This window comes from Salinarchaeum sp. Harcht-Bsk1, assembly GCF_000403645.1.
Classification (GTDB): Archaea; Halobacteriota; Halobacteria; order Halobacteriales; family Salinarchaeaceae; genus Salinarchaeum.
In genome coordinates, this window is record NC_021313.1 from 2,702,683 (window position 1) to 2,715,464 (window position 12,782).

Annotated in this window: 10 protein-coding genes; 3 read left to right on the top strand and 7 right to left on the bottom strand. The window is 62.3% G+C overall.

Annotated elements, in window-relative coordinates; translation table 11 throughout:
- Positions 1 to 42 precede the first annotated feature (42 nt).
- Complete coding sequence (locus L593_RS12435) at positions 43 to 924, bottom strand: DMT family transporter (protein ID WP_020447321.1); 882 nt, start codon at positions 922 to 924, stop codon at positions 43 to 45.
- Positions 925 to 1,257: 333 nt separating this feature from the next.
- Between L593_RS12435 and L593_RS12440 the strand changes: the two genes are divergently transcribed.
- Entirely contained in the window at positions 1,258 to 1,857 is a 600-nt protein-coding gene (locus tag L593_RS12440) for a hypothetical protein (RefSeq protein WP_020447322.1), read from the top strand.
- 34 nt (positions 1,858 to 1,891) lie between these two features.
- Here L593_RS12440 and L593_RS12445 read toward each other — a convergent pair whose 3' ends face one another.
- From L593_RS12445 to L593_RS12475, 6 genes are all read right to left on the bottom strand, one after another.
- Positions 1,892 to 2,863 (bottom strand): aldo/keto reductase, encoded by a 972-nt coding sequence (locus L593_RS12445; protein WP_020447323.1) that lies wholly within the window; start codon positions 2,861 to 2,863, stop codon positions 1,892 to 1,894.
- A 233-nt stretch (positions 2,864 to 3,096) separates the two neighbouring features.
- Entirely contained in the window at positions 3,097 to 3,537 is a 441-nt protein-coding gene (locus L593_RS12450) for a pyridoxamine 5'-phosphate oxidase family protein (RefSeq protein WP_081638712.1), read from the bottom strand.
- Between the two features lie 401 nt (positions 3,538 to 3,938).
- Complete coding sequence (locus tag L593_RS12455; protein WP_020447325.1) at positions 3,939 to 4,790, bottom strand: hypothetical protein; 852 nt, start codon at positions 4,788 to 4,790, stop codon at positions 3,939 to 3,941.
- 638 nt (positions 4,791 to 5,428) lie between these two features.
- Positions 5,429 to 8,440, bottom strand: coding sequence for a PAS domain S-box protein (locus tag L593_RS15410; protein ID WP_020447326.1), 3,012 nt, complete (start codon positions 8,438 to 8,440; stop codon positions 5,429 to 5,431).
- 254 nt (positions 8,441 to 8,694) lie between these two features.
- Entirely contained in the window at positions 8,695 to 9,060 is a 366-nt protein-coding gene (locus tag L593_RS12470; protein ID WP_020447327.1) for a glyoxalase/bleomycin resistance protein/dioxygenase, read from the bottom strand.
- A 101-nt stretch (positions 9,061 to 9,161) separates the two neighbouring features.
- Positions 9,162 to 9,593: an SRPBCC family protein gene (locus L593_RS12475; RefSeq protein WP_020447328.1), complete on the bottom strand. Its 432-nt coding sequence runs from the start codon at positions 9,591 to 9,593 to the stop codon at positions 9,162 to 9,164.
- A gap of 372 nt (positions 9,594 to 9,965) precedes the next feature.
- On the opposite strand from L593_RS12475, the gene L593_RS12480 reads away from it, so the two are divergent.
- Both L593_RS12480 and L593_RS12485 read left to right on the top strand, forming a co-directional pair.
- Positions 9,966 to 11,114: a sorbosone dehydrogenase family protein gene (locus L593_RS12480; protein ID WP_020447329.1), complete on the top strand. Its 1,149-nt coding sequence runs from the start codon at positions 9,966 to 9,968 to the stop codon at positions 11,112 to 11,114.
- Between the two features lie 419 nt (positions 11,115 to 11,533).
- Positions 11,534 to 12,562 (top strand): tyrosine-type recombinase/integrase, encoded by a 1,029-nt coding sequence (locus L593_RS12485; protein WP_020447330.1) that lies wholly within the window; start codon positions 11,534 to 11,536, stop codon positions 12,560 to 12,562.
- The last annotated feature ends 220 nt before the right edge of the window (positions 12,563 to 12,782 follow it).

The following is a 12,782-nucleotide window of genomic DNA, read 5'->3' on the forward strand; positions in this document are numbered from 1 at the left end:
GACCACGGTTGTGGGGCGTTCCGGAAGGTCCTACGGCGTCGCTCAGGGAAGCGCGACCAGCGTGATCCCACCGATTGCGGTCACTGCGGCGACGAGGCGAATGCCGAGGTTCGCCTCCCGGAGCACCAGGCCGCCGAGCAGGACCGCGACGATGGATTGCACGCTGATGATCGGTGCGGCGACGCTGGCGGAGAGGGTCGCGAAGGATCGCCCGATGAAGTGCTCGGCGAGCGCCAGCACGCCGCCGAGGACGACGAACTGCGGCAACGCAGCGACGATCGCCGTTCGCTCGGCGCGAACCCAGCCGAGCGGTGCGAGCAACACCGCCGCGCCGGCAAGTTTGATGCCGATCCAGACGGTCGAAGCGACGCCGAGTTCCTGCAGCATGTAGCGCTGGGAGACGCTGAGCGCCGCGAGAACGAGTGCACTGCCCAGCGCTAGCTGGCCGGGCGTGTACGTGACGGCTCGCCGAAGCGGAAGGAGGAGGTCCCCGCCCTCGTAGTTCGCGACGTAGACGGCCCCGGTCGCGACGACGACGCCAGCGAGCTGGAGCGGCGTCAGGTGCTCGCCGAGCAGTGCGACCTCCAGTGGGACGACGAACACGGGCGCGACCCTCGTAATCGGCGAGACGTAGGAGACCTCGCCCAGTTCGATTCCCTTGAACATGAGGTACTGCGCCAGCGTGAGCAGCCCGATCGTTCCCACCACGACAGCAACGACCTCCGTCGACAGCGTCGCCGACCCACTGCCCGACAGCGCCGCAGCAGCGCTCACGGGTGCGTACCAGAGCGCCGCGAACGCGAACGCGACGGAGAGAAAGGTCACGGAGCGAAACTGCGAGAAGTACCGTTTGCTTCCGAAGAGAACGAGCCCCCAGGCCACTGCGGCGACGAGTGCGAACGCGATGCCAGATTCGGCGATCATCGATTGGGCCTGCTTGGCGAATCGGTCTGTAATACCTGTGTTTCGGCGGCGGTTTTGCCGATGACTGGTGGTCAGTGCGCCGCAGTGAACGCCGCGAAACGCGTCCCTTCCACCGCCATTTTTGCCACCGGCCTTGCTTCCGTCCCGATCGTCGCATCCTCGCACCTGCTCGGCAACTTCCCCGGCTAGACAGGAGTCTGCTTTATCAGTTTTCGAACCGTCTCTTTGGACGAGATGAGTCCACTCGTACCCCCGTCTCCACCTCGTCGAAGCACCGCTCCTGCAACGGGGGAGGAACGGTCGCCCACCCCCGGACGCCGCATCCGGACGCTCGTGGCTATTGTCGTCCTCGGGGCGATCTACTGGTTCGGAATCCGCCCCTGGATGATGAACTGGGGGTCGGACGCAGCGGAACGCGCCCGCCCCCTCCCAGGCGACGACGTGCTCCCCGATCCAGACGGGGAATCGACGATGGCAATCGGCATCGATGCGCCCCCGGAGGACGTCTGGCCCTGGCTGGTCCAGATCGGGCAGGAACGCGGTGGGTTCTACAGCTACACGTGGGCGGAGAACGCGCTCGGATTCGGCATCCAGAACGCCGACGAAATCGTCCCCGAGTACCAGGATATCGCGGTCGGTGACACGGTCCGACTGGCTCGAGAAGACCGGTACCCCGAGACGAAACTCGAGGTGGCGTCGATCGATCCCAATCGGTCGCTCGTGCTCCGGAGCCCCGACCAGCCGCCGTGGTGGGTCTGGGCATTCGTACTCGAGTCCGTCGAGGACCGGACGCGACTTCTCGTCAGGGCGCGAATCAGCCTGCCCGAGAACCGGTTGATTCGTCTCCTCAGTCAGGTCGTTCTCGATCCGGTTACGTTCGTGATGACCCGCGGCATGCTCCGGGGCGTGAAGTCACGCGTCGAGGGGCAGTGACCGACGTCACCGCGAACGGTGCAGCGACCGGCCCTTACCCCCGCTGGTCCCACTCGCCGAAGCCGTAGGACTCGATTTCGTTCAGACGGTGGCGCTCGGCGTCGGTGAAGGTGAGATCGGCGGCCGCGAGGTTCTGCTCGAGTTGGTCGAGCGTGCTGACGCCGAGGACAGGCACGGTCGGCTGGTCTCGGTCGAGCAGCCAGGCGAGTGCGACCGTGTTGCCATTCACTCCCTTCTCCTCGGCGATGTCCTCGAGCACGCGTAGCTTCTGGCGGTTCTCCGACCGGACGTAGCCGTCGGGAATCGGTCGGTCGTCGCGACCGTAACACCCCTGCAGCGTCGGGGAGTACGGCAGGAGCGTCAGGTCGTGCTGTGTGCAGTAGTCGACGAGTTCGTCCGTCGTCGGCAGCTGTCCGCCGAAAGCGGCGTCCCGGTCGGGGATCAGATACGAGAAGCGAGGCTGGACGCACTCGAACCGGGGAAGGCCCTGTTCGGCGGCGATGCGGTTCGCTCGCGCGACGCGCCAGGCCGGGACGTTGCTCGCGCCGAGATGCCGGACGTTGCCTTCGTCGACGGCCTCGCCGAAGGCTTCCATCACGTCGATCTGTGGCGTGTCGGGGTCGTCGACGTGGGCGTAGAGTAGATCGATCGTGTCGATGCCGAGGCGCTCCAGACTGCGGTCGACCTCCTGGTGAATGAGTTCGGGATCGAGGCTCGTCGGCACGTCCTGGTAGCCGAAGCCAAGCTTCGTCGCGATCGTCATTTCCTCCCGCACGCCCCGGTCGGCGAGCCACTCGCCGACGAGCGGTTCGCTCTCGGGCTCGTCGTAGCCGTCGACCCACGTCGCGTAGATGTTGGCAGTGTCGAGGAAGCGCCCGCCCGCCTCGTAGTAGCGGTCGAGCAACGCGAAAGAGGTCTCCCGATCGACCTTGCTGCCGAAGTACATCGGCCCGAGGCACAGTTCGCTGACCGACTCGCCGGTTGCTCCGAGCGGTGTGGTGTCCATAGCGAAGCGGAGAAAGCGGTCCGGGTAAAGCCCATCTTTCCCGGGTGATAGCGAGGGTTCCTGTCGATGCCAGTCGCGGTCAGATCCCCGCTCGCTCGTGGCCAGACCGACTCGACGCACCGATCTACACCGCTTCGAGCGTCCGGCACTGCATCGGCTGCAGCCTCCTTCGACGATCGTGGCTGCCGCAGAGCACCGCGACGAGGTCCGACGTTCAAGGCGGTCTTCGTCGGTTAGCGATCCGAACCGACCTCGATCACGCCTGTCAGGTCCGCGACGTCGATCCGAGCGATGACGAACTCGAGGCCCTCGGCAGGTCGGTCGTGAACGGAGAAGTACGGAATGTCGAGTTGCTTCGTGGCCTCGATAAGCTGGGCGTCGAACGTCGTCTCCGACTGCGTCTCGATCGGCCCCTCGGCCACGACGCTCTTCCACCCCTCCTCGGTATCGTCGTGCACCACGAACGCCACCGAATCGGCTGCCTCGACGAACTCCCGTTTCTGTCCCCCGTCCGCGTAGGCCAGTCGGAAGTAGACGTATGGACCGTCCTCGTCGTAGGCAAACGAGAGCGGGATTCCGTACCCGACGTCGTCTCGTCCCATTGCGAGGACGCCGGTGTGCTGGGTGTCGAGGAAGTCTGCGATTTCAAGGGCGTCCATGCGGTTGCTACTCATGCGTGTCCCTTCGGAACACACGACCTTATCTATGGCGTGGTCTCCCAGGTACTGCGGCGGCTGGCTACCGGAGTGCGGTCTTCCGGGGTTCGATCGACTCGTTCGCTGGCTCACTGCTTCGCCGATTGCCCGTTCAGAGATCGCCACCCGCCTGGATCTCAGTTTGCTCTGTCGCTTCACTGTTCCGCGAGTTCGATCACGTCACGGTCCCAGGGCGCATCGACGGTGGAGAGTTCTCTGGCCGCGAATTCCGGGCAGAGCGGCTCCTGAACAGGAAACGTCCGCGACGGGGAAGTCGACTGCAGATAGCGACGGCGGTGCCTCCTGTGCTCCCTTCACAGCGGTCCTCACCGTCCGACGTTTGACCTGGAGCCACTGGGACCCTTCCTGGGTGGAACTCCTCACTCGAGGCCGAAGGTCTCCGTCGTTTCGATGCGGGCTCCACCATTGACGTCCGATACCGTGATCGTCATCGTATACTCGCCGGCAGGGTCGTCCGTCGACGTGACGAATGCCCTCGCGTAGATCAGCAGATCGTCCTCCTGCACGCGCTCCCATTCCTCGACCGCGTCATCCACGTTCCAGGTTTCGCCGTCCGGAGCCTCGACGTCGAACTGGTACCGCAGCACTGCACGTCCACTGTCGTCGGTTGGCGCGTACCCGACCTGGGTGTACACCCACACGTCTTCGCCCCGAGCGTAGGTTCGACCCGGCTTCGGATCGTAGCCGTCGCCGGCGGGCTCGCCATCGGTGAACGCGACGGTTTCGAATTCGAACATGTGGATCGACACCGTGTTGGACGCTTCGACGACGTCGTCCCTTTCCCGTTCGGTGAGCGTCATTCGCACCGTATACTCGCCAGACGTCGGAAGGTCGGCTGCCGTCAGGTCGATCCCCTGGGTGACGAACCCCTCGTTTGGTAGCTCGCCGAGGGTTCCTGCCTGAAACCTCAACGGCTGTTCCGTCGAGAGGACGACCTCGCCGCTCGGGGAGACGAACTCCCAGGACGAATCCAGTTCGGGCCCTGACGCCACCGGCGTCACGTTGGATACTTCGACGTATATCCAGACGGTGTCACGCGCTCGGTACGTGGCGTCTGGCTGCGGGGTGTAGTCATCGAAATGGCGTGCGCGGCGCCTCGTGAATTCGAACGCCTGCACATCGAAGGGATGCCCCGCTGCACCCGCGTCGTCGCCGTCACTCCCGCTGTCACCGCCAGCACCGCCGTCTCCGGAGCCACCGTCGTCGCCCATGCACCCTGCCAGAGCCACTCCTCCCGCAATCGACGTCCCCTGAATCAGCAGTCGACGGCGAGTGAGCGTCACCATCGCGCGGCCCTCCAGAGTTCGAACGGCGCCGTACTGGGAAGACGGTCTCCGCCAATCACGTCCTCGACGGTCTCCCGGTCTCCCTGGCGTTCACGTACCGGCTCACAGGGGCGACCGGCCACTTCGGCCGTGGCGACGAGGCCAACGCCACGAGGCTGTCGGCCTCTACGTGTGATCATATTTAAGAGGAGGTAGCTGGTGCCTAAAGCTACGCAGACGGCTCCCTCTCGACGAGAATACGCGGAAATGTTTTGCCCGCACAATACCAAGGTCTGTAGTAGGATCCGACCCTTCGGTCGTGCTTCTTCGCAGGCGGCCATGCTACCTCGCGGGATCTGTAGGCGTTCTTTCAGTGACCGCCGAGGACGAGGTCGGATGCCAAAACGTCTGCACCTCGAGCGTTCGCCCGTCGGAATCGTCACCGAAGCAGACTACAGAGCCAGTTCAATAGCGGCCGACGCAGCGTCCCGTTGGGATATCCTCTCGACGAGCGACCAGATCCATCCGAGACTCCCCAGTCGGTCTCTCGAGTGGAACCAGTGTCGACGAGTGTGCCACCCACGTCAGTCCACTTTCGGAAGCGTTACAGTGAAAACTGCACCTTCCGGTTCGTTGTCTTCGACCCTGACATCACCACCGTACTGGTCGACGAGCGTCTGGACCAGATAGAGCCCGATGCCGGTACCGCTGCTTTCGAGACTCATCTCACCTCTCCCGAATATCCGCTCGCGTTGGGCTTCAGGAATCCCCGGTCCGTTATCGGCGATCGCCACGGACACGTCGTCTTCCCGTTCTTCGGCACCGATCTCGACCATCGGGGTGTCCTCGTCGTTGTGCTGAACGGCGTTGTTCAAGAGGTTCCGGAACACCGAGGAGAGCATCTCGTTCGCCCGAACAGCGACGTCCGGAACCGGTGCGTCGACGCTGATCTCTGCATCCGGGTGCGCCTCCCGACGGAGGGCGATTTCGTTCGCGAGTACTTGCTGTAATCGCGTCGGCTTGAGGTCGACCTCCTCCTCGCTCGTCAGCGTCTCGACGTAGTCACGGGCAATCTCTGTTAGCTCGACGATATGTTCGCCGCTCGTGAGGATCTTCTCCAGGTGCTCCGCTCCCGCGTCGTCGACGTGGGCTTCGAGTTGTTCGCCCCATCCGAGCATGATCGCCATGTCGTTGCGGATGTCGTGGCGAACGACCCGATTCAGCACCTGCAACTTCTCGTTGAGCCGTTCCAACCTGTCTTCGTACTGCTCTCGATCGGTTACGTCCCGGACCGACGCGAGATCGGCCGGCGCGCCCTCGTACTGGATGCGAGCGGCACTGACTTCGGCGACTCGCTCGCGTCCCTCCTTGGTCTCGAAAGTCAGGGTATACCGCGACGGCGGCGAGTCAGCATCCCCATCCAGTCGTCGCTCGTACCGCTCCTGGATGCGTCGTCGCTCCTCCGGCGCGATAATATCGGCAAACGTCATCCCCCGGAGTTCCGCTTCTTTGTAGCCCGTAATGGCCGCCAGCCGGGAGTTGACGAAGACGAACTCCGCGTTCTGGATGATCAAGACGCCGTCGTGGCTCTGTTCCACCAGCGTCGCGTATTTCTCGCGCTCCTCTTCGAGTTCCCGTTCGCGTCGCTTTCGGTCGGTGACATCGACGAACGACGACATGAGCGCGATCGATTCTCCCTCGTCGTTGGTCACGTAGCTCGCCGAGCTGTAGGCGTCGAAGGTGGTTCCGTCGTCGCGAACTGCTTTGAGCTCACCTTCCCAGCTCCCCGTCTCTTTGACCGCGTCGACGACGCTCGTAGCGGCATTGCACTCGTCCCAGAAGTCAGTGACCGATCGCCCGACGACGTCCGCTTTCTCCTCGTATCCCCACATCTCACAGAAGGCGGGATTGACCGATCGTAACTCGCCATCGAAGTTCGCGATCGCGATGCCGCTCAGTGCGGACCTGCACGCGTACTCGTAGATCTGGAGTTTCCGCTCGCGTTCCTTTTGTTCGGTGATATCCTGGAAGACCCCCCGAACGAGGTCCGTCTCCCCGTGTTCGTCCGTGCTCACTTCGCCCCGTGCACGAATGTCCCGGACAGTACCGTCGGGGCGGACGATACGCAATTCGAGGTCGTACTCCTCTCCGTCCTCGATTGCCCGGGTGACCGCACTGGCGATGTCGTCGCGGTCGTCGGGGTGATAGAAGTCGATTGCGTCCTCCAGGTTCGGTTCGTAGTCGTCAGGGACCCCGTGGATGTGACGGATTCCGTCGGACCAGGTGAGGTCGTCCGTCTCTGGATCTAACTCCCAGACGCCGACGTCGGCGATTTCCTGGACCCGACCGAACAGGAATTCTTTTCGTTCGAGTTCCTGCTCGTGCTCTTTGCGCTCTGTGATATCGCGGAACACCCAGAGGCGCCCGTAGTTGGTGCCGTCGTCGCCGATGACCGGCGCCGAATAGCGGTCGAAGACCCGGCCGTCCGTGAGCCGGACTTCGTCGCGACTCGTCTCCTCGGTGCCTTCGTAGAGTTTCTCGACATGATCTCGAAACGCCTCCGGCTCCGCAACCTTGTTCTCGACGGCCCAGTCCAGCAACGCTCCCTCCGATTCTGCGCCGACCAGTTCTTCAGGGATCTCCCACATTTCGGCGAACCGGTCGTTGTAGGAGACGACAGTCCGGTCCTCGTCGACGATGAGTAGCCCGTCGATCGTCGTCTCCATCTGTGCTTCCAGCAGCGAGGACTGGTACTCGAGTCGTTCCTGCGACTCCTTCCGGTCCGTGACGTCCGTGATGAATCCCTCGACAGCGACGGGTTCGCCGTCTTCGAACACGCCCTGGCCCTGCTCCCAGACCCACTTCTCCGCGCCGTCAGCAGTCCGGATGCGATATTCGACGCGGAACGGCTCTCTCGCCGCTACTGCGTCCTGGACGGATTCCCAGACTCGATCGCGGTCGTCGGGATGCACGACGTCTCGGCCGTAACTGACCTCGCCGTCGACGAGGTCCGACCGCTCGTACCCCGTGAGTTCCGCACAGCCGTCGCTGACGAAACGCATCGGCCAGCCCCGTTCGTTTCGACAGCGATAGGCCATTCCCGGGACGTTGCTGAGCAGCGTCCGGAAGCGTCGCTGACTTTCCTCGAGGCGGTGTTCCGCTCTGGCCTGGGTCACCGCGTTTTCGATACGGTTGGCCAGGACGGTGAACTGGTCGGAGCCGGACTTCTTCTGGAGGTAATCGGTGACGCCTGCCGAGATGGCCTCGCTTGCAACATCCTCGCTACCCTTTCCGGTAAATAAGATAAACGGCAGGCCGGGGTGCTCTTCGCGCACGGCTTCTAGAAATTCGAGCCCGTTCATGCCGGGCATCTCGTAGTCGCTGACGATGCAATCGACGTCCGCTTCAGCGAGTCGCTCGAGTCCTTCGGTAGCACTGGCTGCCACTTCGACGTCGAACCGGTCGTGATTCCGTTCGATGAACGTGGCAGCCATCTCGCCGAAGTCGACGTTGTCGTCGACGTGGAGAATAGAAATCGGCTCCTCGTCACCAGGTGGACTCGAGAAAGTAGTATTCCTGCCGAAGGAGGCGACCATACTCTAGTAACTATCAGGTATAGCCGTATAAGTCTGATAGCCAATTTCGGGTCGGCGGAAGGTTCTCGCTACGGCAGCGCGTTATGGGCTACAGACTGATGCCGTCTAGATCGACCTGGAGTCGACTTTCGACAGATATCTAGCACGGCAAGCGCACGGAGATAGCGACCGCTGTGTCCTGTTCGTATGCATCCTCCATGCGCCCCAGGGGGAACGCCGGATCACCTGACTCGTAGCCGGTCTCGAAGCCGGTTTCAACGCGTCGAATTCGTCGGCGGCGCCGGGTTGCGAAACGTCTGTACCTCGACCGTTCTCCCGTCGGGATCGTCCGCGAAGAACTGGTAGATCTCGAACTCGTCGTTCGCTTCGGGCGGGTCGTGTGCGATATCGGAGAGTTCGCGGTAGAGGTCGTCGACCGCCGCTTCGTCCTCGAGAACCACCGTGACGATCCCCTCGGTGTCCGTCGAGTCCGAGTCGCAGAATCCGACGAGGAGATTGTCGTACTGGAGGATGGTGCACCCGCCGTCCTGTTCGAGCCAGCGGTCGAACCCGAGTCTGTCTGTGTAGAACGCGGTCACCTCGGAGCGGCGCTCGGTCCGGAAGAACACGATTCCCGACATGGCCGCACCGACGACCGCGAGGCTCCTGAAGGTACTGCAATTCGGAGCAGGAGCGACTGCCTCCCGAATCCCTCGTCTCTGGGCGACCTCGTTCGCTCCGCTCAGTGCCGTGACCCTTCCTGGCGGGCAACCTTCCCGAGACGTCGCAGTGCAACCGCACACACGAGCAGGTACCACGGCGCCCACAGCGGCAGTTGGAGAAAGACTCGGCTGTGGCCGTCGCCCAGATCCTCGACGCCGTGGCCGTCGGCCGGCGGGGTCATGCCCCGAACGGACCAGGTCCACTCCATCCCGTCGACCGTCTCGATCCGAAAGGGAACCCAGAACAGACCGAACACCCGGACGTGGCCACTCGTCTGCGGGCTGACTCGCTCGTCCGGATACTCGACGTCGGTCACCGGTGGCCCCCACGCGTTCCAGTAGGCGACCTCCGAGAGGACCGTCCACGCAGCCGCAGCCGAGACGGGGACCTCACGCCCGAGTTCGATTCGTCGTCCCCGGTCCGTCCGAACGAGCCCGAGGTCGTAGTTCACAGCTCGCACATCGTTCGGTTGTCAGAAAAGATCCCGCATCGGCCGTGCGATCGCTTCTGTCGTTGTTCTGCTGATCCCAGACGCTCGTTGCGATCGCTGCCGAAGTTCGCAGCAGTAGTGCAACCTCCCAGATTCGAACCGACTCAAGACGTGATCGTTTCGATGCACGCGTCTCGTCAAACTCAGATCGTCTTACTCGAATGGGGGTATTTCCGCTTCGATGCTGTATCAACGTCCATGGTCCCCCCACCGACTCGACGACGGTTCCTGGCGACTGCTGGCGCCTTTGCCACGGCGGGACTCAACGGAGATGCTGTACAGGCACTGGTCGATTCCGCTGGTCCGAATACAGCATCGGACGTGGCGGCCCAGATGCCCGGGGCGGTTGGGCTCCAGACGACGGTCGCCGGACTGGACGCCCCGTTGGCCGTCGCGTTCGCACCCGATGCCGATCGACGGTACATCGCGGAGCGTGACGGCCGCATTCTACTCCACGGGCCGGACGGTCTGCAGGACGACCTCTTCCTCGATCTGCGGGATACGGTCCAAACCGAGGGCGAACAAGGGCTGCTCGGTGTGGCATTGCATCCGGACTTCTCAGAGAACCGGCGACTGTTCGTCCGCTATAGCGCCCCACTCCGTGACGGAATGCCGGAAGACTACAGCCACGCGTTCGTCCTCGCGGAGTTCGAGGCGACCGCCGACGGACGGCGAGCGCGGACCGACTCGGAACGAACGATCCTCGAAATCCCCGAGCCGCGGCCGCTCCACAACGGTGGCGATCTCGCCTTCGGTCCCAATGGCTACCTCCACGTTTCCGTCGGGGATAGCGGTCACTCCCAGAATGGCCAAACCGTGACCAAGAACCTCCTGGGGAGCATCTTGCGTATCGACGTAGACGATCGTGCGGAGGGACGGGCGTACGTCGTGCCAGACGACAACCCGCTCGTCGGACAACAGGGCCTCGACGAATACTACGCCTGGGGGTTCAGGAATCCGTGGCGAATGTCGTTCGATGGCAATGATCTCTACGTCGCCGACGTCGGGCAAAGCAGCTACGAGGAAGTGAACCTCGTCGAGAACGGTGGGAACTACGGCTGGAATATCAGAGAGGGGACGCACTGCTTCAAGGCAGACGAGTGTCCGGACGAGACACCCGATACCGTTCGAGACGGCGAGCGGTTACTCGATCCCATTATCGAGTATCCACACGAAGGCGGCCCAGTCAGCGGCGTCTCTGTCATCGGCGGTGCTGTCTACCGTGGCTCGATGATCCCAGCGTTGGACGGACGGTACGTCTTCGCTGATTTCATCCCAGAGGGACGGTTGTTCGTCGCTGAGTGCCCCAACGACGGGGACGAACTGTGGTCGACCGTCGCAGTCGAGGTCGATAACGAGGAACTCCTCACGCGAGCGCTTTCCTTTGGCCGCGACGAGGACGGAGCGGTGTACGTTCTCGGGACGGGAGCTGAGGGTGGCGGTCTCTTTCGGATTGTCCCTGCCAAGCGACTGAGTCGGTGACGAGGTTCAATCTGATCGCCCCGCTTCAAGCACTGAACCGATGTACGTTATGTGACCGCGGGTCCAGTATCTCGCTTGCAGTCGGCGTCCGCTACGGCAACTTTGCCGGGAAACTTTTTCGCTCAGCGAGGGTTTCGCGCAGAAGTATGCCGCCTCCCGGATTGTGAACCATTGGAAGACATTCCTGCTCGCCTCGCTACGCTCGGCTGCGCGGGCTGTGACTTCCAGGATTCAAATCCGTTCGTGTCGCATTTCTCCACCGACGGTCTCCTCGCTGTCGCTCGCCGCGTTGTCTGTGGAGAAATGCCGCCTCCCGGATTTGAACCTCCGGCGAGCAAAGCTCGCCGTGGTCCCACTCGCTCCGCTCGCGGGACCGGGGACAGCTCTCGCGCCTCCTCATGGGCACTTCGGAGAAACCCATGATGAAGGACAATCTCGAACCCATTTCGCCTGTTGAGGCGAAGGAAATGTACCTTGACGCGAGGAAACGAGAAGTATCGCAATCGACCCTCGACGGCTATCACTATCGGCTGAAACACTTCATCCGATGGTGCAAGGAGGTTGAGGGAATCGAGAATATGAATTCCCTCTCCGGACGGGACTTGCAGAGATACAAAACCTGGCGGAGAGATGACGGGGACTTGAAACCCATCTCCCTTGAGGGCCAACTCGATGCCCTTCGGATATTCATTCGCTGGTGCGGGTCTATCGATGCAGTCGAACAGGATCTCCATGAGAATTTCGAGGCGATAATGCCGAGTCTCGATAAGACCGATGAGCAGAGCGAAAGCATCCTCGGTACCGAGCAAGCTGAGTCTCTAATCGAGTACCAGCGGAAATTCGAGTATGCCTCCCGCTCCCACGTAATCATGGAGATTCTATGGCATACTGGTATTCGACTCGGAGCCCTACACGCCCTGGATATTGATGACTACGATGAGAACGCCGAACGGCTGGCAATCTATCATCGGCCAAAGAGCGGGACTCCTCTCAAGAACGGGAAAGAAGGGGAGCGAATGGTCGCTCTGAACGCCGAAGTATGCAGGACTATCGAGGACTGGCGGGATAATCATCGCCATAGAGTGAGGGATGATTATGACCGGAATCCTCTCCTCACGAGCCGAAACGGGAGGATGAATCGGTCGAGTATCCGGGATGCAGTCTATATGGTGACTCGGCCTTGCTATTACGCCGCGGAATGCCCAGAGGGACGGAATCCCGATGACTGCGAGGCTGCAGAATATGGTGGATACAGCAAGTGCCCGGTGAACGTATCTCCCCATGATATCCGGCGTGGCTCAATAACCCACTTTCTGACCGAGGACGTTCCCGAGAAGGTGGTATCTGACCGGATGAACGTAGGGCAAGACGTTCTGGACAAGCACTACGATAAGCGAGATGAGGAGGTGAAGGTCGAACAACGGCGGGGCTACCTCGACAATATCTGAACTGGCGTAATCTACATACCATCTGCTTCTCTATTCTCGATTGGTGGTGATGCCATGCCAAATCATATGCGCGAGACCTCCACGCGTCCCCAGGTTCCCCCTGGTAAGGCTTTGCCCCAGGGCGATGGTGAGAGGTGGGAGGACTCCCTAGATGGCTATAGAAGCCTCTCAACGGGTACATGTCCGAGAGGACTGTAGCCAGGACGCGTTCACCACCTTA

Excerpts from the sequence above, each read along its gene's own strand:
- L593_RS12470 (WP_020447327.1), bottom strand. The coding sequence starts at position 9,060 with ATGTCGGGAATCGTGTTCTTCCGGACCGAGCGCCGCTCCGAGGTGACC.
- L593_RS12435 (WP_020447321.1), bottom strand. The coding sequence starts at position 924 with ATGATCGCCGAATCTGGCATCGCGTTCGCACTCGTCGCCGCAGTGGCC.
- L593_RS12455 (WP_020447325.1), bottom strand. The coding sequence starts at position 4,790 with ATGGGCGACGACGGTGGCTCCGGAGACGGCGGTGCTGGCGGTGACAGC.
- L593_RS12450 (WP_081638712.1), bottom strand. The coding sequence starts at position 3,537 with ATGAGTAGCAACCGCATGGACGCCCTTGAAATCGCAGACTTCCTCGAC.
- L593_RS12445 (WP_020447323.1), bottom strand. The coding sequence starts at position 2,863 with ATGGACACCACACCGCTCGGAGCAACCGGCGAGTCGGTCAGCGAACTG.
- L593_RS12485 (WP_020447330.1), top strand. The coding sequence starts at position 11,534 with ATGATGAAGGACAATCTCGAACCCATTTCGCCTGTTGAGGCGAAGGAA.
- L593_RS12480 (WP_020447329.1), top strand. The coding sequence starts at position 9,966 with ATGCCCGGGGCGGTTGGGCTCCAGACGACGGTCGCCGGACTGGACGCC.
- L593_RS15410 (WP_020447326.1), bottom strand. The coding sequence starts at position 8,440 with ATGGTCGCCTCCTTCGGCAGGAATACTACTTTCTCGAGTCCACCTGGT.